Origin of the sequence: Massilia norwichensis (genome assembly GCF_024753245.1) — a bacterium.
Lineage (GTDB): Bacteria > Pseudomonadota > Gammaproteobacteria > Burkholderiales > Burkholderiaceae_D > Telluria > Telluria norwichensis.
Genome location: NZ_JANUGX010000004.1, coordinates 216,311 through 234,229 on the forward strand (window position 1 = coordinate 216,311; position 17,919 = coordinate 234,229).

The 17,919-nt window shown below is 63.8% G+C and carries 17 protein-coding genes and 1 tRNA gene; 10 read left to right on the top strand and 8 right to left on the bottom strand.

Annotated elements, in window-relative coordinates:
* Window positions 1-4 precede the first annotated feature (4 nt).
* The 5 genes from NX782_RS05580 to NX782_RS05600 form a co-directional block, all read right to left on the bottom strand.
* The gene (locus tag NX782_RS05580; protein WP_258844422.1) at window positions 5-1,378 is read right to left on the bottom strand and encodes a formimidoylglutamate deiminase; all 1,374 of its coding nucleotides are present in this window, start codon (window positions 1,376-1,378) and stop codon (window positions 5-7) included.
* Window positions 1,375-2,163 (bottom strand): N-formylglutamate deformylase, encoded by a 789-nt coding sequence (gene hutG / locus NX782_RS05585; RefSeq protein WP_258844423.1) that lies wholly within the window; start codon window positions 2,161-2,163, stop codon window positions 1,375-1,377. Before hutG ends, NX782_RS05580 begins: the two co-directional genes overlap by 4 nt.
* Before the next feature lie 33 nt (window positions 2,164-2,196).
* The gene (gene hutH, locus NX782_RS05590; RefSeq protein ID WP_258844424.1) at window positions 2,197-3,747 is read right to left on the bottom strand and encodes a histidine ammonia-lyase; all 1,551 of its coding nucleotides are present in this window, start codon (window positions 3,745-3,747) and stop codon (window positions 2,197-2,199) included.
* Window positions 3,748-3,752: 5 nt separating this feature from the next.
* Window positions 3,753-5,471, bottom strand: a complete 1,719-nt coding sequence (hutU, locus tag NX782_RS05595; protein ID WP_258844425.1) for a urocanate hydratase — start codon at window positions 5,469-5,471, stop codon at window positions 3,753-3,755.
* Between the two features lie 75 nt (window positions 5,472-5,546).
* The gene (locus NX782_RS05600) at window positions 5,547-7,217 is read right to left on the bottom strand and encodes an amidohydrolase (protein ID WP_258844426.1); all 1,671 of its coding nucleotides are present in this window, start codon (window positions 7,215-7,217) and stop codon (window positions 5,547-5,549) included.
* Window positions 7,218-7,444: 227 nt separating this feature from the next.
* Here NX782_RS05600 and NX782_RS05605 point away from each other — a divergent pair, with 227 nt between their 5' ends.
* Window positions 7,445-8,062, top strand: a complete 618-nt coding sequence (locus NX782_RS05605) for a transposase (RefSeq protein ID WP_258844427.1) — start codon at window positions 7,445-7,447, stop codon at window positions 8,060-8,062.
* A 54-nt stretch (window positions 8,063-8,116) separates the two neighbouring features.
* Here NX782_RS05605 and ada read toward each other — a convergent pair whose 3' ends face one another.
* Window positions 8,117-9,178, bottom strand: coding sequence for a bifunctional DNA-binding transcriptional regulator/O6-methylguanine-DNA methyltransferase Ada (gene ada / locus NX782_RS05610; RefSeq protein WP_258844428.1), 1,062 nt, complete (start codon window positions 9,176-9,178; stop codon window positions 8,117-8,119).
* Window positions 9,179-9,331: 153 nt separating this feature from the next.
* Here ada and hutC point away from each other — a divergent pair, with 153 nt between their 5' ends.
* The 6 genes from hutC (at window position 9,332) to NX782_RS05640 (ending at window position 14,825) form a co-directional block, all read left to right on the top strand.
* The gene (gene hutC, locus NX782_RS05615; protein ID WP_258844429.1) at window positions 9,332-10,048 is read left to right on the top strand and encodes a histidine utilization transcriptional repressor HutC; all 717 of its coding nucleotides are present in this window, start codon (window positions 9,332-9,334) and stop codon (window positions 10,046-10,048) included.
* Window positions 10,049-10,259: 211 nt separating this feature from the next.
* Window positions 10,260-10,586, top strand: a complete 327-nt coding sequence (trxA, locus tag NX782_RS05620) for a thioredoxin TrxA (RefSeq protein WP_258844430.1) — start codon at window positions 10,260-10,262, stop codon at window positions 10,584-10,586.
* 132 nt (window positions 10,587-10,718) lie between these two features.
* Window positions 10,719-11,981, top strand: a complete 1,263-nt coding sequence (rho, locus tag NX782_RS05625; RefSeq protein ID WP_258844431.1) for a transcription termination factor Rho — start codon at window positions 10,719-10,721, stop codon at window positions 11,979-11,981.
* Between the two features lie 240 nt (window positions 11,982-12,221).
* Window positions 12,222-12,494 carry a hypothetical protein gene (locus NX782_RS05630; protein ID WP_258844432.1) on the top strand — a complete coding sequence of 91 codons (273 nt, stop codon included), beginning with the start codon at window positions 12,222-12,224 and terminating at the stop codon, window positions 12,492-12,494.
* A 157-nt stretch (window positions 12,495-12,651) separates the two neighbouring features.
* Window positions 12,652-12,921 carry a type B 50S ribosomal protein L31 gene (locus NX782_RS05635; RefSeq protein WP_258844433.1) on the top strand — a complete coding sequence of 90 codons (270 nt, stop codon included), beginning with the start codon at window positions 12,652-12,654 and terminating at the stop codon, window positions 12,919-12,921.
* A gap of 122 nt (window positions 12,922-13,043) precedes the next feature.
* A complete protein-coding gene (locus tag NX782_RS05640) occupies window positions 13,044-14,825 on the top strand; it encodes an ArnT family glycosyltransferase (RefSeq protein WP_258844434.1) in 1,782 nt (593 codons plus the stop codon).
* 66 nt (window positions 14,826-14,891) lie between these two features.
* On the opposite strand, the gene NX782_RS05645 is transcribed toward NX782_RS05640, so the two are convergent.
* Window positions 14,892-15,482, bottom strand: coding sequence for an FxDxF family PEP-CTERM protein (locus tag NX782_RS05645; protein WP_258844435.1), 591 nt, complete (start codon window positions 15,480-15,482; stop codon window positions 14,892-14,894).
* Window positions 15,483-15,771: 289 nt separating this feature from the next.
* Here NX782_RS05645 and NX782_RS05650 point away from each other — a divergent pair, with 289 nt between their 5' ends.
* Together NX782_RS05650 and NX782_RS05655 are read left to right on the top strand one after the other, a co-directional pair.
* Window positions 15,772-16,221 (top strand): hypothetical protein, encoded by a 450-nt coding sequence (locus NX782_RS05650; protein WP_258844436.1) that lies wholly within the window; start codon window positions 15,772-15,774, stop codon window positions 16,219-16,221.
* A gap of 148 nt (window positions 16,222-16,369) precedes the next feature.
* A tRNA-Leu gene (locus NX782_RS05655) sits at window positions 16,370-16,454 on the top strand.
* Window positions 16,455-16,577: 123 nt separating this feature from the next.
* Here the strand turns inward: NX782_RS05655 and NX782_RS05660 are convergent.
* On the bottom strand, window positions 16,578-17,153 hold the full coding sequence (locus NX782_RS05660; protein WP_258844437.1) for a phage portal protein: 576 nt from the start codon (window positions 17,151-17,153) through the stop codon (window positions 16,578-16,580).
* 351 nt (window positions 17,154-17,504) lie between these two features.
* Here NX782_RS05660 and NX782_RS05665 point away from each other — a divergent pair, with 351 nt between their 5' ends.
* A complete protein-coding gene (locus tag NX782_RS05665) occupies window positions 17,505-17,906 on the top strand; it encodes a hypothetical protein (RefSeq protein WP_258844438.1) in 402 nt (133 codons plus the stop codon).
* Window positions 17,907-17,919 lie beyond the last annotated feature (13 nt).

Consider the following 17,919-nt stretch of genomic DNA (forward strand, 5'->3'; position numbering starts at 1 on the left):
CTAATCACATGCTGCGCAAGGCGCGGACGGCCTGAGTATATCGCCGTGCGATCCCATCCTGGTCAATGTGGCGGCCGTCGCGTACCACCCACCGCCCGCCGGCCAGCACATCGCGCACCAGGTTGTCGTTACCGCAGAACAGGAAGCGGCCCAGCACCTCGTCGGCAGCGAGGCCGTCGAGGTTCGGGTGCGCGCTGTCCAGCACCAGCAGATCGGCGCGCCGTCCCGCCGCCAGGCTGCCGACCGCGCGGCCGGACGCCTGGGCGCCGCCGCGCAGGGCCTGCCGCCACAGATAGGTGCCGACGTCGCGGCAAGCGTCGTTGCCTTCGATAGCGACGGCGACGTTGCGCTGCTGCCGCGCCAGGCGCTGGCCGTACTCCAGCCAGCGCAGCTCTTCGACCGGGCTCTGGGACACGTGGCTGTCGCTGCCGATGCCGAACACGCCGCCGGCACCGATATACGGCGCGAGCGGGAACAGGCCGTCGCCCAGATTCGCCTCGGTGGTCGGGCACAGGCCGGCCACGGCGCCGCTGGCCGCCAGCGCAACGGTCTCGCCCTCGGACAGGTGGGTTGCGTGCACCAGGCACCAGCGCGCGCCGACCTCGACCGCGTTCATCAGGCAGTCGACCGGACGCATGCCGGTCGCGTCCAGGCACTGCTGCACCTCCAGCTGCTGCTCGGCGATGTGGATGTGCAGCGGTCGCCCGGCCGGCATGCCGGCGACCAGTTCGCGCAGCTGGCTGCCGGACGCCGCGCGCAGCGAATGCGGTGCCGCGCCGACTTCGAGCTGCGGCCCGCGCAGGCCTTCGAGCCGGTCGACGATGCGCAGCACCAGCTCCGGATCGGTGCGGAAGCGCTTTTGCGTGGGCTGCAAAGGCTGTTCCTTGAAGCCGGCATGGCTGTACATCACCGGCAGCAGGGTCAGGCCGATACCGGACTGGCTGGCCGCCGCGGCGATGCGCAGCGCGGTCTCGGCCGGGTTGGCATACAGCTCGCCGTCGGGGTCGCGCTGCAGGTAGTGGAATTCGCAGATGCCGGTATAGCCATGGCGCAGGCACTCCACCTGCAGTTGCGCGGCCACCGCTTCGATCTGCTCGGGCGTGATGCGGCTGGCGAAGCGGTACATCAGTTCGCGCCAGGTCCAGAAGCTGTCGCGGGTGTCGCCGGCCTTTTCCACCAGGCCGGCCATCGCGCGCTGGAAGGCATGCGAATGCAGGTTGCTCATGCCGGGCAGGACGTAGTCGGCGCATTCGGTGCCGGCGGGGGCGTCGGTGCCGGCACGGACGGCGCTCAGGTCGCCGCGTGCATCCCATTCCAGCAGCACGTCGGCGCGCCAGCCTTCCGGCAGCAGCGCGTGGCGTGCGAATAAAGCGTTCATGTGCGCACCCACTCCACGGCGGCACCAAGCAGTTCGCGCAGCAGCGGCTGCACCTGGCCTGCCAGGTCCGGGCGGTAGTCGAACGGCGCCGCCTCGTTCATGTACAGGCATTGGACCATTTCGAGCTGGATCGCGTGCACGCCACCGGCCGGATTGCCGTAGAAGCGCGTGATGTGGCCGCCCTTGAAGCGGCCATTGAAGACGAAGGAGAACTGGTCCTGGGCCTGGGCCAGCTTGATCATGCTTCCCTCCAGGGCCAGCGAGCAGGACTTGCCGTCGGCGGTGCCGAAGTTCAGGTCCGGCAGGCGGCCTTCGAAAAAGCGCGGCACCTGCGAGGCAATCGAGTGCGCCTCCCACAGCACCACGCGGCCGTGCAGGGCCAGCAGGCGGTCCAGCTCCGCACGCAACTGCGCATGGTAGGGCCGCCAATACAGGTCCAGGCGGCGCCGGACCTCGGCCTCATCCGGCTCCATCCCCTCGCGATACAAGCGCTCGCGGCCGAAGGTGTCGACCGGGCACAGGCCGGTCGTGTCCTGGCCCGGGTACAGGTTGGTGTTTTCGGGAGGACGGTTCAGGTCGATCAGGTAGCGCGACCAGCGCGCCGACAGCATCGACGCCCCCATCTCTTCGGCGAAGCCATACAGCTCGGGCAGGTGCCAGTCGGTGTCGGCACGTGCCGCCGCGCAGGGCATCAAATTTGCGGCCACGTCGTCGGGAATGTCGGTGCCGGCGTGGGGCATCGATATCAGCAGCGGCAGCTTGCCCGCCTTGAACCTGAAATCCATCGTGTCTCCTGTGTGCAGAGATTAAGGATGCAATTACGGATGCAACACGGCGAACAGTTCCCGGCACGAAGCGGACAGCTCGCCGTTCATCACCATCGTCTTGGCAGCCTCGATGTCGGGCGCGAAGAAGCGGTCTTCGTCAAAGGCCGCCACGCGCGCGCGCAGCTGGGCGTGCACGTGCTCCAGGTGGCTTGAACTGGTCAGCGGACGGTGGAATTCGATCCCCTGCGCCGCCGCCAGCAGTTCGATCCCGACGATGACACCCGTATTGTGCGCCATCTGGTCGAGACGGCGCGCCGCGAAGGTGGCCATGCTGACGTGGTCTTCCTGGTTGGCCGAGGTCGGCAGGCTGTCGACGCTGGCCGGGTGCGCCAGCGACTTGTTTTCCGAGGCCAGCGCGGCGGCGGTCACGTGGGCGATCATGAAGCCCGAATTCACGCCCGGCTCCTTGACCAGGAAGGGCGGCAGCCCGGACAGCGTGGCATCGATCAGCAGCGCGATGCGGCGCTCGGCCAGCGCGCCGATCTCGGCGATGGCCAAGGCCAGGGTGTCGGCCGCGAAGGCGACCGGCTCGGCATGGAAATTCCCGCCCGAGACGATCGTGGCGCCGCCGCTGGCGTCCGCATCGGGAAAGATCAGGGGGTTGTCGGTCACGGCATTCGATTCGATCAGCAGCGTGCGCCCGGCCTGGGCGATCAGGTCCATCACAGCGCCCATCACCTGCGGCTGGCAGCGCAGGCTGTAGGGGTCCTGCACGCGCTCGTCGCCGACCAGGTGCGAAGCGCGGATCGCGCTGCCCGCCACCAGCTCGCGGTAGATCTTCGCCGCCGCGATCTGGCCCGGCTGGCCGCGCACCGCGTGCACACGCGGGTCGAAAGGCGCATCGCTGCCGCGCGCGGCGTCCAGCGACATGCTGCCTGCCACCATCGCCCCTTCCAGCAGGCGCTCGGCCATGAACAGGCCGTGCAGGGCCAGCGCGGTCGAGACCTGGGTGCCGTTGATCAGCGCCAGTCCCTCCTTTGCCGCCAGCGTCACCGGTGCGATGCCGGCCGCGTCGAGCGCCGCGCGGGCCTCCATGATCTCGCCCTTCATGCGCACCGGGCCGATGCCCAGCATCGCCAGGGTCATGTGGGCCAGCGGCGCCAGGTCGCCGGACGCGCCAACCGAGCCCTGGGCCGGAATCGCCGGCATGATGCCGGCGTTGTACAGGGCGATGAGCGTATCCACGATCAGCGGGCGCACGCCAGAAAAGCCGCGCGCCAGGCTGCCGATCTTGGTCAGCAGGATCAGCCGCACGACGTGGTCAGGCAGCAGCTCGCCGGTGCCCACCGCATGCGACAGGATCAGGTTCTGCTGCAGCTGCTCAAGCTGGGCCTGCGGGATGTGGCGCTTGGCCAGGATGCCAAAGCCGGTGTTGATGCCGTACGCCGGATCGCCCTTGGCGACGATGGCCTGCACGGTGGCGGCCGAGGCTTCGATGGCTGCGTAGGCGGCGGGTGCCAGCGCAATGCGGCCGGCGGACTGCCAGACGGCGCGCAGGTCGTTCAGGGTAAGGGCGCCGGGTTCTAGAGTCAGGTGGTTCATGGTGCTTATTTGATCATGGGGAGTTTCAAACCGAAGCGCTTGGCGGCTTCGATCGCGAGTTCATAGCCGGCGTCGGCGTGGCGCATCACGCCGGAGGCGCAATCGTTGACCAGCACACGCGCCAGGCGTTTATCGGCGGCTTCGGTGCCGTCGGCAACGATCACCACGCCGGAATGCTGCGAGTAGCCCATGCCGACCCCGCCGCCGTGGTGCAGCGAGACCCAGGTCGCGCCGCCGGCCGTGTTCAGCATGGCGTTCAGCAGCGGCCAGTCGGAGACGGCGTCGGTGCCGTCGCGCATGGCTTCCGTTTCGCGGTTCGGGCTGGCGACCGAGCCGGTATCGAGGTGGTCGCGGCCGATCACGATCGGCGCTTTCAGTTCGCCCGTGCGCACCATCTCGTTGAAGGCCAGGCCGGCGATGTGGCGTTCGCCGAGTCCCAGCCAGCAGATGCGCGCCGGCAGGCCCTGGAAGGCGATGCGCTCGCGCGCCATGTCGAGCCAGCGGTGCACGCGCGCGTGCTGCGGGAACAGCTCCTTGATTTTCGCGTCGGTTTTATAAATGTCTTCGGGGTCGCCGGACAGCGCCACCCAGCGGAACGGGCCGCGCCCTTCGCAGAACTGCGGGCGGATATAAGCCGGCACGAAGCCCGGGAAATCGAAGGCGTTTTTCACACCTTCGTCGAACGCGGCCTGGCGGATGTTGTTGCCGTAGTCGACGGCCTTGGCGCCCAGTGCCTGGAAATCGAGGATGGCCTGGACGTGGGCGGCGGCGGATTCGCTTGCTGCCTGCTGCAGGTGCGCGTGCTGCGCAGGATCCTGCTGCGCGGCCTTCCACTGCTCGACGGTCCAGCCGCGCGGCAGGTAGCCGTTGATCAGGTCGTGGGCCGAGGTCTGGTCGGTGACCAGGTCCGGCACCAGGCCGCCCTCCTTTGCCCGGCGCACCAGCTCGGGCAACACGTCGGCGGCATTGCCGAGCAGACCGATCGAGATGGCTTCCTTGTTGTCCTTGTGCTGGCGGATCATGGCCAGCGCTTCATCGATGCTGAAGGCCTGCTTGTCCAGGTAGCGGGTACGCAGGCGGAAGTCGATGCTGCTTTGCTGGCACTCGACGGTCAGCGAGACCGCGCCGGCGAAGGTCGCGGCCAGCGGCTGCGCGCCGCCCATGCCGCCCAGGCCCGCGGTCAGGATCCAGCGGCCGGCCATGTCGCCGCCGAAGTGCTGGCGCCCTGCTTCGGCAAAGGTTTCGTAAGTGCCCTGCACGATGCCCTGGGTGCCGATGTAGATCCAGCTGCCGGCCGTCATCTGGCCGTACATGAACAGGCCCTTGCGATCGAGCTCGTTGAAGTGCTCCCAGTTGGCCCACTTCGGCACCAGGTTCGAGTTCGCCAGCAGCACGCGCGGCGCATCCGGGTGGGTCTGGAACACGCCCACCGGCTTGCCGGACTGGATCAGCAGGGTCTGGTCGTCCTCGAGTTCGCGCAGCGAGGCCAGGATCTGGTCGAAACAGGCCCAGTCGCGCGCGGCGCGGCCGATGCCGCCGTAGACGACGAGGCGCTGCGGGTTTTCCGCGACCTCGGCATCCAGGTTGTTCTGCAGCATGCGGTAGGCCGCTTCGGTCAGCCAGCTTTTGCAACTGAGCTGGCTGCCGCGCGGGGCGCGGATGTGACGCGAAGGGTCAAACCTTTGGTCGAAGTGCGGATCGAGTGCGGGCGAAGCGTTGGTCATGGCAGGCTCCTTGGAATGTCAGGAAAGTCTAGGTTGTCTATACAACCTCGTCAAGCCCTCCGCTTCGCCGGTTTGTTACTTCTTCTGGTAGACCTGGCGGCCAGCGACCCAGGTTTCCAGCACGGTGGTTTTATAGATGTCGTAGGGCGACATCTTGAACAGGTCGCGGTCGATCACGATGAAGTCGGCGTACTTGCCGGCTTCGAGCGAGCCCAGCGTCTTTTCCTGGTGGCCGGCATACGCGGCATCCAGCGTGAAGCAGCGGAAGGCTTCCTTCAGCGACATCTCCTGCTCCGGATACCAGCCGGCGATCGGCTGGCCGGTGTGGTCCTGGCGGGTGACGGCGGCGTGGATGCCGAAGAAGGGATTCGGCGCCTCGACCGGGAAGTCGGAGCCGCAGGCGATGCGCGAGCCCTGCGCCAGGAAACTGCGCCAGGCGTAGGCGCCCTTCATGCGCTCCGCACCGATGCGGGTCTCGGCCATGTTCTTGTCCGAGGTCGCGTGGGTCGGCTGCATCGACGGGATGATGCCGATGCGCTTGAAGCGCGGGATGTCGGTCAGGGTCACGACCTGGGCGTGCTCGATGCGGTGGCGCTTGTCCAGCGCTTTATTCGCCGGGATCTCTTTGGCGAAGGTGTCGAGGATCTGCTTGTTGCCGGCGTCGCCGATCGCGTGCACGTTCACCTGGTAGCCCTTGCGGATGGCCTTGGTGATCATCGCGTCGATCTCCTTGTTCGTGTGGAACAGCAGGCCGTGCGAATGCGGATCGTCGCTGTAGGGCGCCAGCAGGGCCGCACCGCGGCTGCCCAGGGCGCCATCGGCATACAGCTTCACGGCGCGCAGCGCGTACATGTCCTTGCCATAGCTGTTCAGCGGACCATTTTTTGCCAACTGGTCAAAATCCGGGCCGGTGCCGCCGATCATCGCGTAGATGCGTGCGGTCAGCTTGCCGTGGTCGGCGTAGTCGCGGTACAGCTTGTCCTCGCCGGCGGTGATGCCGGCATCGTGCACGGCGGTCAAGCCCACGCTGGCCATGTTCTGCAGCGCCTGGTCCAGCATCACGCGGCCTTCCTGCTCGCTCTGCTGCGGCAGCACTTTCGTCACCAGGGCCTGCGCCGCATCGACCAGCACGCCGGTGGCGACGCCGTTCTCGTCGCGCACGATCTTGCCGCCGACCGGGTCCGGGGTCGCATTCGTGATACCGGCCAGCGCCAGCACGCGGCTGTTGGCCCAGCCGGCGTGGCCGTCGACGCGCTCGAGCCAGACCGGACGATCGGCCACGGCGCTATCGAGTTCCTTCGCGGTCGGGAAGCGGCCCAGCTTCCAGATCTCCTGGTTCCAGCCGCGCCCGCGCAGCCAGGCCTGTTGCGGATTGGGGCGCGCGTAGTCGGCGATGGACTTCAGGGCGCCCTCCAGCGAGGTCGAGGTGGAGAGGTCGAGCTGGGTCAGCATCGCGCCCAGGCCGAACACGTGGCCGTGGGCGTCGATCAGGCCCGGCAGCACCGTGCGCCCCTGGAGGTCGACGTGCTTCGCGTTCGGCGCCTTGGCCGCCACGTCCCTGGCCGCCCCCACTGCGATGATCCTGCCCTGGTCGTCGAAGGCCATCGATGCGAACTGGACCACGTCACCCTTGGCGTTGAGCGTGTAGCCGTTGGCGTTGTCGATCACGGTGTCGGCATGGGCCGCGGCCAGGACGCCGCCGGCAATAAGTGCGAACAGGGCGGACTGCAGGGGTTTCAGGCGCATCGAGGGCTCTCCAATATTCTTTAAAGAAGCAGAGTGTATAGAAAATTGCGCAACGGTCAATCTGCATCAAACCGGGGTCAGAGCCCGATTTTTGGCAATTACTCAGCAGAAGTCCTTGAACCTCAAGGAACAGGCATTCTCAACAGTCTTGCGTACGATTGATGCCGATTCGAGGTCCAGCGGCAGACACATCTACGATCATGCTTCGGTCAAATTCCGCCTTTACCATGCCACGTCCTCGCCGCGTCATTTCCCCTTCGATCCCATTGCACCTTATCCAACGAGGCAATAATCGGGCGCCGTGCTTCCAAGTGCAGAATGACTACTTGATTTACCTCGACATGCTGCGCGAATGCGCGTTCGACGCTGGTTGTGCTTTACATGCGTATGTACTCATGAGCAACCATGTCCATCTCCTTCTCTCGCCGGACACGGCCGACAGTGCGAGCACGATGATGCAACGGCTGGGCCAACGCTATGTGCAATATTTCAATCGCCGGCATGTCCGCACGGGCACCTTATGGGAAGGCCGCTTTCGCTCGAGTCCGATACTGGATGAGCGCTATTTCCTGATCTGCCAACGCTACATTGAACTCAATCCCGTGCGAGCAAATATGGTGGATACGCCTGCTGACTATCCATGGTCCAGTTACAGAACGAATGCTTTCGGCCAGGAGAGCCCCCTGATCACGCCGCATCCCGTGTATGCGAGCTTGGGCAGGACACTAGAGATACGCCGTGCGGCATACCGCCATTTGTTCAGCGAAGTTTTATCGGAAGAATTGCTCGACGCAGTCAGGAGAGCTGGTAACAGCAACCGTCCGCTGGACCTTCAGCAAACCTGAACTAACAGGTTCTGGCCGTAGAGACATTTCCAAAAACCGGGCTCTGACCCCGGTTTAGCTTTTATCAAGCTCTCGTTCGAGCAGCGCCCGCTTGCGCTCGACACCCCAGCGGTAGCCCGAGATCGACCCATCGTTGCGCACCACGCGGTGGCAGGGCACGGCGATCGCCACCGGGTTGGCGGCGCAGGCGCCGGCCACCGCGCGCGCGCCCTGCGGCATGCCGAGCTGCGCGGCGAGTTCCGCATAGCCCACCGTGCGGCCGGCCGGGATGCTGCGCAGCGCCTGCCACACGCGCTGCTGGAAGGCAGTGCCGCGCAGGTCGAGCGGCAGGTCCAGGCCGATGCGCGGCGCCTCGACGAAGGCCACCACCTGCGCCACCGTCGCTTCGAAGCCTGGCTCGGCGCCGACCAGTTCGGCCTTCGGGAAGCGGTCCTGCAGGTCGCGCACCAGCGCATCGGGATCGTCGCCGAGCAGGATCGAGCAGATGCCTTTATCCGTCGAAGCGACCAGCAGGGCCCCCAGCGAACAGGCCGCCACCGCAAAGCGAATGACTTCGCCGCCGCCGCCCGAGCGGTAACGCCCCGGCGTCATGCCCAGCACGCCCGGCGACGCCGCATAAAAGCGGCCGCTGGAATTGAAGCCGGCGTCGTAGGCGGCCGCCGTGACGCTGGGCGCCTGCGCCAGTCCCTGTTTCAGACGCTCGGCGCGGCGCGCAGCCGCATAGGCCTTGGGCGTGATCCCGGTATGCGCCTTGAACACGCGGTGAAAGTGAAAGCGGCTCATGCCGCAGGCCTCGGCCAGGCTGGCCAGGTCGGGCGCCTCGACAGCCGTGTCGATCAGGCGGCAAGCCTGGGCGACGGCCGCCGCCTGGCGCTCGGCCAGCGGCGGCTGGTCCGGCTTGCAGCGCAGGCAGGGCCGGAAGCCGGCGTTTTCCGCATCGAGACGGGTCGCGTGAAAAGCGACGTTGGCGCGCCGGGCCCCGCGCGATGGGCATGATGGCTGGCAATACACGCCGGTCGTGCGCACCGAGTAATAGAAGAGGCCATCGGCCTCGCGCAGGCGCGCCTGTACGGCGGCCCAGCGCTCGTCGTCGGTCCTGAAAGCCGGCTTGTCCATGGTAGTCTCCCTATTCCACATGTCGAATACGGCCATGCTAGCGGCCACCAAAGCGCGCGTCATCCCGGCTCTTGCTTTCAAATTGGCTGTGCCGGACAATCGCTCCGGACCGCCACCCGCCGCGGTCCGCCATCGTAAAGCAGGAGAACCAGCTTGGAACAGCACAGCGCACAGGACGCCACCCCGATTTTTCAGCGCATCAAGGATTACCTGGTCGGCGAGATCGCCTCCGGGCGCTGGAAGGAAGGCGACCTGGTGCCGTCCGAACAGGCGCTGGTGCGCCAGTTCGGCGTCTCGCGCATGACCGTCAACCGCGCCGTGCGCGAGCTGACCGCCGAACAGGTGCTGACGCGGCGCCAGGGTGCGGGCACCTTCGTCGCGCCGCAAAAGTACCAGGCGACGCTGGTCGAGATCCGCAACATCGCCGATGAAGTCCGCGCGCGCGGCCATGCCCACACCAGCCGCCCGCTGCTGCTGGAGGAAGCGCCTGCCGCCGAGGCGCTGGCCCTGCAGTTCGGGCTGGCGCCGGGCGCGCCGCTGTTCCACTCGGTGATCGTGCACCACGAGAACGGCCAGGCGATCCAGGTCGAGGACCGCTGGGTCAACCCGGCCTGCGCACCGGCTTATCTGCAACAGGACTATACCCGCCTCACCCCGAACGAACACCTGATGGTGGCCGCGCCGCTGCAGGATGCCACGTACAGCATCGAAGCTCTGCCGGCACCGCGCGAAGTGGCCGAGATGCTGGCCATCGCGCCGGGCAGCGCCAGCCTGGTGCTGCGGCGCCGCACCACCTCCCAGGGCCGGGTGGCGACGGTGGCGACGATGTGGCATCCGGGCCATCTGTACAAGTTCACCGGCGCGCTGTGAAGCAGCGCATTACAAGGCGTGGATGCAGGGCGTGCTAACGTGTTAAGATTTTGTACAAAGCTTGCGAACACGTTTCAGGAAAATCGGTTATTATTCCCGCTAACCCCCGCCTGACACCCCCTTGCAGCTCTTCCACTATTGAATATTGCACACAGTGTCTCCACCATTGTGCGTGCAGGCGTTAATTGACCTACCTCTCACTGAGGAAAACATGAGCGAAAACATCAAACACATCAGCGATGCATCTTTCGAAACCGACGTGCTCAAATCCGAGCGCCCGGTCCTGGTCGACTTCTGGGCCGAGTGGTGCGGTCCTTGCAAGATGATCGCCCCGATCCTGGAAGAAGTCGCCAAAGAATACGACGGCAAAATCCAGATCGCGAAGATGGACGTCGATGCAAACCAGGCCGTGCCGGCCAAATTCGGCATCCGTGGCATCCCGACCCTGATCCTGTTCAAGAACGGCGTCGCAGCCGCGCAGAAGGTCGGCGCAATGGCAAAAGGCCAACTGACTGCTTTCATCGATAGCAACATCTGATACCATAGCCGGCGGCAGCGCGCCCGCACTGCCGCCATTCCGGGAAGGCCATCGACCCCGATGCTTCTCATTTAATCAACCCACGTAGTTCCCTCCCCTACCTTTACTTTCCCGTCACGGGACACCCGACACATGCACTTATCTGAACTGAAGGCAATGCACGTCTCCGCCCTTCTGGAGATGGCGATCAGCCTCGATATCGACAACGCAGCCCGCCTGCGCAAACAAGAACTGATGTTCGCGATCCTCAAGAAGCGCGCGAAACAAGGCGAACAGATTTTCGGCGACGGCGCGCTCGAAGTGCTGCCTGACGGCTTCGGTTTCCTGCGTTCGCCGGATGCGAGCTACATGGCCTCGACCGACGACATCTATATCTCGCCGTCGCAGATCCGCCGCTTCAACCTGCATACGGGTGACTCGATCGAAGGGGAAGTGCGTACGCCGAAGGATGGCGAGCGCTATTTTGCATTGGTGAAGGTGGACAAGGTCAACGGCGAATCGCCGGAAGCCTCGAAGCACCGCATCCTGTTCGAGAACCTGACGCCGCTGCACCCGCAAGTGCCGCTGCGCCTCGAACGCGACATGAACGGCGCCGAGAACATCACCGGCCGCATCGTCGACCTGATCTCGCCGATCGGCAAGGGCCAGCGCGGCCTGCTGGTGGCCTCGCCGAAGTCCGGCAAGTCGGTCATGCTGCAGCACATCGCCCACGCGATCACCGCGAACCATCCGGACGTCACCCTGATCGTCCTGCTGATCGACGAACGTCCTGAAGAAGTGACCGAGATGCAGCGCTCGGTGCGCGGCGAAGTGGTCGCCTCGACCTTCGACGAACCGGCCACCCGCCACGTGCAGGTTGCCGAGATGGTGCTGGAAAAGGCCAAGCGCCTGGTCGAAATGAAGAAGGATGTCGTGATCCTGCTGGACTCGATCACCCGTCTGGCGCGTGCCTACAACACCGTGATCCCGGCCTCGGGCAAGGTCCTGACCGGCGGTGTCGACGCCAACGCGCTGCAGCGTCCTAAGCGTTTCTTCGGCGCCGCCCGTAACGTCGAAGAAGGCGGTTCGCTGACCATCGTCGCCACCGCGCTGATCGAAACCGGCTCGCGCATGGACGACGTGATCTACGAAGAATTCAAGGGTACCGGCAACATGGAGGTGCACCTGGAGCGCCGCCTGGCCGAGAAGCGCGTCTACCCGGCAATCAACCTGAACAAGTCGGGCACCCGCCGCGAAGAACTGCTGATCAAGCCGGACCAGCTGCAAAAAATCTGGATTCTGCGCAAGCTGCTGTACTCGATGGACGAGATCGAGGCGATGGAGTTCATCCTCGACAAGATGCGCGCAACGAAGAACAACGTCGAGTTCTTCGATCTGATGCGCCGCGGCGGCTGATCCCGGTCGCCCCTAACAGAACCTCCATGGCGGCGTTGCATCGTCTCGCCGTACTAGCGTACTGTCTTCGACGATGCGCCTTGCCCTGGAGGCTCTGTTAGACGCTCCTGATAATGACGGGATCCATGGAAAAGGCGAGCAGTGCTCGCCTTTTCTGTTTTATGCGCTACGATTCGTTCAGATCAAACCCCTGCATGCCCTGAGCCCGGAACATCGCTCCCATACAACCAAGGAGCCACGATGACTTCCGATGAATTGCACGATGTACCCGCCCAGCGCCATAAAGATGCCCAGGTGGATCGGCGCTTGACCGTCCTCGAAACCCGCTTCGATACGAGAATGACCATGCTGCCTACCAAAGCTGACCTGTCGGAACTGAAGGCCGAACTCAAAACCAACATCCATAGCGAATCTGCACACCTGAGCAAATGGATGGCGGCAACCGCCATTACCATGGTGCTCGGCTTCGGCGGCATGATTCTGACGATGATGGCGCGCCTGCCCCACGCCTGAACCGGGCGTTTGTCAGCCATGCGAGTTGCCTCGCGGGACCAGGTGGCATATAATCTCCGGTTCCGTATCAACCACTGGCAAGTGATCGGCAATCGGGTCAAGAAGCAGCAGGACCGACGAAGTGCCTTTTGGCTACCAACTTAACCGAGGCAAAACCATGAAAACCGATACCCATCCGGATTACCGCGAAGTCGTCTTCCACGATCTGTCGTGCGACTTCAAGTTCATCACCCGTTCGACCATCGCTACCCGCGAAACCATCGATTTCGAAGGCAAGCAATACCCGCTGGTCAAGATCGAGGTGTCCGCTGAATCGCACCCGTTCTTCACCGGTAAGCACAAGATCGTCGACACCGCTGGCCGCGTTGAGAAATTCCGCCAGAAGTTCGGTTCGGTCGGCTCGAAGACCAGCGTCGCCAACGGTTAATTTCCCGACGAGCGAACACCACGGAGACCTACGGGTTTCCATGAAGGAAGCCTTGGGGCTTCCTTTTTTTTTTGCCGCTATACTAGCGCGACATTATTTAGACGCATCACGCAACACTATCGATGAAACCAGTCCGCCTCCCTGCCGCCGCCACCCTCGCGCTGCCACGATGGGCCCTGTATGCACTTGGCCTGTTGTACATCCTGCCGGGCCTGATCGGCCGCGACCCGTGGAAGGATGACGCTGCCAGCTTCGGCATCATGTGGACCATGGCGCACGGCAGTGTCAGCGACTGGCTGCTGCCGAATATCGCCGGCCTGCCCTCGCCCGAGGAAGGCCCGCTGGCCTTCTGGCTGGGCGCACTGTGCATCAAATTATTCGGCTGGCTGCTGGGCGACGTGCTGGCAGCGCGCATGTCGACCATCGGCCTGTTCGTGCTCGGCACCGTGTCGCTGTGGCAGACCGCGTTCCGGCTCGGACGGCGTGCGGAAGCCCAGCCGCTGCGCCTGGCTTTCGGCGGCCAGCCCGAACCCGACGATTACGGCCGCACCCTGGCCGATACCGCCGTCCTGATCTACCTGGGCTGCCTCGGCCTGCTGCTGCAGAGCCATGAGACCCTGGCCGTCACCCTGCAGGGTTCGCTGCTGGCCTGGTTCATGTACCGCTCGGTGCGCTATATCGAAGAGCCTACCCGGCGCAATGCGGCGCTGACCGGCATGGTGCTGGGCGCGCTGGCGCTGACCCGCGGCATCGCTTCGCCGATCGTCCTGCTGGGCGCGCTGGTACTGTGCACCCACCTGCTGAAGCTGCCGGCGCGCCCGGTGCTGCGCAACCTCGGCCTGTCCGCCGGCACCGCCGTGCTGGTGATGCTGGTCTGGATCCTGCCCGCGCTGCTGGTGCGTCCCTACAACATGTCGCCGGTGGGCGAATGGCTGATCTGGAACGCCGGCCAGCTGAGCGTGCCGAGCTGGCACTCGATCAAGGCCTTCTTCCGCGTCGGCGTCTGGTTCTGCTGGCCGGCCTGGCCGTTTGCCGCCTGGGCCGCCTGGGCCTGGCGCCGCCAGCACGGCATGCTGCACATCATCCTGCCAACCTGCTTCGTCGGCCTGCTGGTGCTGCTGGTGCTGTGCGATCCGGTGCCGGAAAACGGCGACCTGCTCAAGCTGCTGCCGCCGATGGCGCTGATGGCGGCCTTCGGCCTGCCGACCATGAAACGCGGCACCATCAATGCGATCGACTGGTTCTCGGTGATGGTGCTGACCCTGCTGGGCGGCGTGATCTGGCTGTTCTGGGTGGCCAAGCTGACCGGCTGGCCGGCGCAATTCGCCAAGAATGCGCTCAAGCTGGTGCCCGGCTTCAAGCCGGAATTCGGCATCGTCGCCTTCGTCGTTGCCGCCGCCGCCACGACCGGCTGGTTCCTGCTGGTGCACTGGCGCCTGTCGCGCCAGCCTTCGGTGCTGTGGCGCGCCGTGGTGCTGTCCTCGGGCGGCCTGATCCTGCTGTGGGTGCTGTTGATGACCCTGTTCCTGCCGGACCTGAACTATGCCCGCAGCTATGCCTCGGTGGCCCAGCAGATCGCGGCGCGCCTGCCGGCCAACGCCGACTGCATCGACACCAATGTCGGCCCGGCCCAGCGCGCTTCCTTCGCCTACTTCGGCCACCTGCCCTTCGCCGGCGTCGAGGGCGGCAAGTGCAGCTACCTGCTGCTGCAGGACAGCCTCAAGAAAGCTGCCGACAACGCGCACGCCGATGCCACCCGCCAGAGCGTGATCCAGACCGGCGACGGCCCGCGCGGCGGCGAAGTGGTGCTGGAAGAATTCCGCCCGCGCGACTGGACCATGCTTTGGGAAGGACGCCGCCCGTCCGACCGCGACGAACGCTTCCGCCTGTACCAGCGGCGCTGAGTCGACGCAGCCCTGAAACGAAAAAGCCACCCGACCAGGTGGCTTTTCTTTTATGGCGGACCGTGTTCAGATCCTGCGCGGCACCAGCTTGCGGCGGGTTGCCGCCACGCCGAGCAGGCCGAGGCCCGCCAGCAGCATGCCGTAGGTTGCCGGTTCCGGCACCGGCGATACCGTCAGGTCGCCGCCGAATGCGCCGCCGCCCGTGCCCAGCACCTGTCCGTCGACTCTCAACGCGTAGTAGCCGCTGGTCAGGCCATAGGACGACAGCGACCACGAATCGGTCGGATGCGAGCCGAAGCCGGTTTCGTTGATGCCGGCGATGGCCGTGCCGAGGACCGCCATCGTCCCCGGATTGTAACGGTACAGGCTGAAGCTGGTGATCAGGAGATCCTTGGTCTGCGGGGTGTTGAGGAAGGACGAAGTCACCGAGGCAGAGGCGTCGAAGGGCGTGCCGATGTTGAAGGTGAAGATATCGGTAAAGGTACTGCCGACGGTCGAGGCAGTGAAGGTATCGCCGAAATGCGCGTTGAAGCCGCCCACGCCGTCGCCCGCTGTCACTAGCGGAACGGTGCGGTCGATCGCCTGGGCAGCGGCGCCTTGAGAGACGGCCGCCGCGCCCGCGATGAGGGCGCTCAGAACGAGAGATTTCAGTTTCATGATAGTTCCTGAGAAAGTTATCGGGACTTACACTCCGGGGAGCCGGTGTATTGACACCGATCCGGGATATCAGCATAGGTTCCTACCTACCTCTCAACTGTTAGATTGCGCACAAATCTCAGCCGTCTTTCGACAAAGCGTGGCATTTTTGGCCCTTGAATTTCCTCGGCGCAAACACTTCATCCTCGGCAAAGGGTCGCTTGAGGAAGATCAATTCCCCAGTGGCCTAGATTATCAAAATGATGGATGTGCCCGCTATCCCGCGGCATCGCCAGCCAAGGAGCCCATCATGAAAAGCGTGACGTTTTCCGATATCGAGCGCGTCCCGGAACAGGCGCGCCGTCCTTCCCCCCTGCGTTCGCCGCAACGCGTGACCTTGCTGGTCCTGACGCTGGTGCTGGGTCTGCCGGCGCTGATGTTCATTTTCCAGCAGATCGATCCGGGCGCGCCGCTGGCCTATATCGTGGTGCCGGTGCTGGCCGGCGGCCTGCTGCCAATGATGAGCATGATGCCCGGCCGCTTCGAGGTCACGACCCGCTTCGATGCCTGTCACCTGGTCGTCACGCTGGACGACGCGCTGGGCCGTCTCGGCTACGCGCCGGCCGAACGCGTGCCCGGCGCGGTGCGCTATCGCGCGCGCAGCGGCAAGGAAATCGCCGTGACGGTGCGCGCCCATGCGCTCGAAGTCATGGGCCCGGTGCCGGCGCTGCGTGCTCTACGCCGGCAGATGGATTGCTGACCTTCCTGCTTCATTGGCAGGCCCGGTGCGCGAGCACCGGGTCGAGCCCGCCCTGCGAGACAGGAATCCCAGGGCGATACGACGGAAGAGTTTGCGCGCACTGGTCTTTTTGGCATCCCATGTGCTAAGATGCGCGCCTGCGCTTGCAGCCTCTGTGGCGGAATTGGTAGACGCACTTGACTCAAAATCAAGCGCCGAAAGGCGTGCCGGTTCGATTCCGGCCGGAGGCACCAACAGCTTGCAGCGCAGCACCTCGAAATATCCCGCTTTTCCTGCATTTTCGAGCACTTCCCCCCTCTGCCGAGATTAGGTAATCCCGAAAGCACCAAGGATTACCGCATAAATCTCGCCACCATTTACACCACGTCGAATTTTCGGGTGGAAAAGAAATGTCCACATCTTTGAAGCGTGCCGGGGCTTGGCGTCCTTATGGATTGCTGGCCGTGTTCGAAGTCAACAGTTTGTTTCTGATGCAGTCTCATTCCTAGGGAGACGCCGCGCCTGCGCATGAGCCGGCCCTCGCTGGCGAACCCGTCCTCGACCAAGGAATGCCAGGCCAGGGCTCCCTTGAGAAGATCGATCCAATGCATCGACTGGCCGACGAACTTGTTGCAGAGCATCGCATAGTAAATCCACTGCTCGACCAGCTCCTGTCGCTGCAAAGAGTAGGTACCGCTGTAGTCGCGTGCGATGCTGGCTGCCGCCCAGACCTGCGGCAACCGCGCGCAACTGCCCTGGCGGAAAGTCAGCAGGTTGGGATTGGGCCGGTTGGAATCGATCATGCCAATCTCTTCACCGACAGCGACGTTGTCGATGATCATGCCGGGCGAGAAGGCAGCTCCCGCGGCTGTCGGGGCGCGCCAGTATTGCCAGCGCCCTGACCAAAGTCCTCGAGCGCTCCCTTGATGGCGGCCCTTGCGAATTTCTGCCATATCTCCATGCCCATCGACCGCCCTGGAAAGGTGACGGTCTTGCCAGCGAGGACAGCCTTTTCGGCGTCGAGGTAAGCTGAAGCATTGTTGCTGCTGGGATCATTGGACGCTCCTTGAGCGGCCAACACTGCCTGCTGCATTGTCACATTTCTAGCGAGAAATGAGGCTCAAGGCCGAAGGTTAAATTTAGTCCTCACAGCGTTAAATAAATCTACTTTTGAAACAATTGAAGAGTTCCTCCGAAATGATCAGGTTAGACTTTACCAAGTGTTGTTTCCAAACTTACGGCTTGACGTAAATACTTTCATCGTTTGCACGAGATCGTTCGTACTGAAAATTTGAGGTAACTCTATGCGTTTGGCTAAATACGTCCTCCCCTTAATGCTTTCAGCGTGTGCCATAGATCCAAGTGCGGTTAACGACTATTCAGGTCTTGGCAAAAGCCCACTAGCAATAACGCTGAGAAATTCTATTTTCCTGGGGGAGTCAGCCGTAAATCACTCTGTCGACAGACTAATAAAAGAACAAAATATTCCTAAAGACGACAGAGCAAAAAATGGACTTACGAGCTTAGGTTTCAAATGCTTGGACGAGGACAAAAATTATTGCGAATACGTTGGCAGTACAAAATCCGTACTTAGCAGTCCGGATAAGTTACAAACCATTAAAATCCAAACGGATATATACGTTAAGGCAATAATATTTAGCAATGAAATAAAAGTCGAAAGCAAAATAAAACAAAATAAATTTTAGGAGAGTAAGTTGC

What these genes read in the sequence shown, in the direction of transcription:
- NX782_RS05580 (WP_258844422.1), bottom strand. Translation starts at nt 1,378, where the DNA reads ATGAACGCTTTATTCGCACGCCACGCGCTGCTGCCGGAAGGCTGGCGC.
- hutG (WP_258844423.1), bottom strand. Translation starts at nt 2,163, where the DNA reads ATGGATTTCAGGTTCAAGGCGGGCAAGCTGCCGCTGCTGATATCGATG.
- hutH (WP_258844424.1), bottom strand. Translation starts at nt 3,747, where the DNA reads ATGAACCACCTGACTCTAGAACCCGGCGCCCTTACCCTGAACGACCTG.
- hutU (WP_258844425.1), bottom strand. Translation starts at nt 5,471, where the DNA reads ATGACCAACGCTTCGCCCGCACTCGATCCGCACTTCGACCAAAGGTTT.
- NX782_RS05600 (WP_258844426.1), bottom strand. Translation starts at nt 7,217, where the DNA reads ATGCGCCTGAAACCCCTGCAGTCCGCCCTGTTCGCACTTATTGCCGGC.
- NX782_RS05605 (WP_258844427.1), top strand. Translation starts at nt 7,445, where the DNA reads ATGCCACGTCCTCGCCGCGTCATTTCCCCTTCGATCCCATTGCACCTT.
- ada (WP_258844428.1), bottom strand. Translation starts at nt 9,178, where the DNA reads ATGGACAAGCCGGCTTTCAGGACCGACGACGAGCGCTGGGCCGCCGTA.
- trxA (WP_258844430.1), top strand. Translation starts at nt 10,260, where the DNA reads ATGAGCGAAAACATCAAACACATCAGCGATGCATCTTTCGAAACCGAC.
- rho (WP_258844431.1), top strand. Translation starts at nt 10,719, where the DNA reads ATGCACTTATCTGAACTGAAGGCAATGCACGTCTCCGCCCTTCTGGAG.
- NX782_RS05630 (WP_258844432.1), top strand. Translation starts at nt 12,222, where the DNA reads ATGACTTCCGATGAATTGCACGATGTACCCGCCCAGCGCCATAAAGAT.
- NX782_RS05635 (WP_258844433.1), top strand. Translation starts at nt 12,652, where the DNA reads ATGAAAACCGATACCCATCCGGATTACCGCGAAGTCGTCTTCCACGAT.
- NX782_RS05640 (WP_258844434.1), top strand. Translation starts at nt 13,044, where the DNA reads ATGAAACCAGTCCGCCTCCCTGCCGCCGCCACCCTCGCGCTGCCACGA.
- NX782_RS05645 (WP_258844435.1), bottom strand. Translation starts at nt 15,482, where the DNA reads ATGAAACTGAAATCTCTCGTTCTGAGCGCCCTCATCGCGGGCGCGGCG.
- NX782_RS05650 (WP_258844436.1), top strand. Translation starts at nt 15,772, where the DNA reads ATGAAAAGCGTGACGTTTTCCGATATCGAGCGCGTCCCGGAACAGGCG.
- NX782_RS05660 (WP_258844437.1), bottom strand. Translation starts at nt 17,153, where the DNA reads ATGGCAGAAATTCGCAAGGGCCGCCATCAAGGGAGCGCTCGAGGACTT.
- NX782_RS05665 (WP_258844438.1), top strand. Translation starts at nt 17,505, where the DNA reads ATGCGTTTGGCTAAATACGTCCTCCCCTTAATGCTTTCAGCGTGTGCC.